The sequence below is a fragment of the Acutalibacter sp. 1XD8-33 genome (assembly GCF_003612555.1).
Lineage (GTDB): Bacteria > Bacillota > Clostridia > Oscillospirales > Acutalibacteraceae > Acutalibacter.
The window spans coordinates 1-590 of sequence record NZ_RAZF01000098.1 but is presented as its reverse complement, the minus strand read 5'-3'; the positions used below and the strand labels follow the sequence as shown (position 1 = coordinate 590).

Here is a 590-nt window from a genome sequence, read left to right as displayed (position 1 = left end):
TTCTTCCAGAACGTGCGCATCGTGCTGCGCAAGGGCACCACAGGCACCGCGCCTGATGCGGCCCCCACGCTGACCGAGCTGCAGATCAACGGCTATCAGGCTGTTTGGGACAAGGATAAGGACATCGGCGGCGAGAACCGCGAGCTGAACTACTACGTGAGCTCTGACTTCGAGTTCAGCACCGGCGACGGCCAGCACCCTGCCCGTATCTCCCTTAAGACCAACGCCAAGACCGTCTCTATCCCCGCCCAGAACGCGGCCCTGGTAAGCAACCGGTATTGGTCCGTTGCTCCCCAGACTCCCGCTCTCAACCGTCTTGGCAAGCCCGTTAGTGGCACTGCTTACATCCCCAACGTAAAGATCGACATGAGCTCCGACCCCTGCTTTGTGCTGCGTCTGACCGGCAACGACGGCCAGAACTACGACTACACCATTCACATCAAGAAGGCGCAGGACGGCGTGAGCACCAAGCCCAAGAGCGTCAAGCTGGTGAAGAAGGTAGCCGGCGAGTGGGTTGAGATCCTGTCCACCTATAACCAGACCCAGAAGCAGTTCAACTTCCAGCTGGACAGCGCTCTGTGGACCAACGG

The 590-nt window shown here is 59.7% G+C and carries 1 protein-coding gene; it reads left to right on the top strand.

All coding sequences use genetic code 11. The features are described 5' to 3' along the window. Window positions 1–590, top strand: a 590-nt coding sequence (locus D7X94_RS18690; RefSeq protein ID WP_158591089.1) for a hypothetical protein, incomplete at both ends; no start/stop codon positions are given.